This window comes from Polyangium spumosum (assembly GCF_009649845.1).
In the GTDB taxonomy this organism is placed as follows: Bacteria; Myxococcota_A; Polyangia; order Polyangiales; family Polyangiaceae; genus Polyangium; species Polyangium spumosum.
This window is the reverse complement of the sequence record NZ_WJIE01000058.1, coordinates 1-911: the sequence shown is the minus strand read 5'-3', so window position 1 is coordinate 911 and position 911 is coordinate 1. Positions and strand designations below refer to the sequence as shown.

The 911-nt window shown below is 59.6% G+C and carries 1 protein-coding gene; it reads left to right on the top strand.

What is annotated here, in order from left to right; all coding sequences use genetic code 11:
• Positions 1-58: 58 nt before the first annotated feature.
• Positions 59-899 (top strand): IS5 family transposase gene (locus GF068_RS43230; protein WP_153825429.1). Its coding sequence is split into 2 segments (ribosomal slippage): positions 59-469 and positions 471-899, totalling 840 coding nucleotides; the frame shifts between segments, so codons are not numbered across the junction.
• Positions 900-911 lie beyond the last annotated feature (12 nt).

The window sequence follows — 911 nt, the reverse complement described above, 5'->3', positions numbered from 1 at the left end:
AGAGGGTGTTCATCAGGAAGTTTGGCCCGACCAGACTGGTCGTGCCAAACCTCCGTACATGAGCATCGACGAGCGGCCTTCCCGCCAGGGTTATCCTTCCGACCTGACGGATGCCGAATGGGAACTCATCGCCGAGCTGCCTCCGACTCCGATCTGGATCCGGAATCTCCAGGAGCCGAAGTACCACCCGAGGGAGATCATGAACGCCATTCGGTACCGCACGCGGACCGGCTGTTCATGGAGGCAGCTCCCCCATGATTTTCCACCGCTTTCGTCGGTCTATCAATGGTACCAGCGGTGGACGAAAGACGGCGTCCTGGATGACATCCACGACCGTCTCCGCCGTATGGTGCGCGTGAAAGCCGGCCGAGAGCCAGAGCCGACCGCGGCTATCGTTGATAGCCAGAGCGTCAAGGCAACAGACGTCGGCGGCCCAACGGGCTTCGACGCGGGAAAAAAAGGTGAACGGGCGAAAGCGTCATCTTCTGGTCGACGTCATGGGAATGCTCCTCGCCGTGCTGATCACTCCGGCATCGACGCAAGATCGTGACGGGGCCGTCCCCCTATTGCGAGAAGCCCATCGGGAGTATCCTACGCTCAAACACATATGGGCCGATGGCGCGTATCATGGGAGCGTGATCGACAAGGTTCGTGCAGACACGGGACTGACCATCGAGGTCGTCAAGCGCACGGATGATCTACGCGGCTTTGTCGTATTGCCAAGGAGGTGGGTCGTGGAGCGCACAAATGGATGGCTCTGCAAATGGCGTATCCTCAACAAGGAGTACGAGCGAACCACCACATCGAGTCGCGCCGATGTCCTTCACGCAATGACCGCATTGATGCTCCGACGCCTGACGACCACCGACGTGTCGCGCAAGGAAGCTCGGAAATCCTGATGAACACCCTCT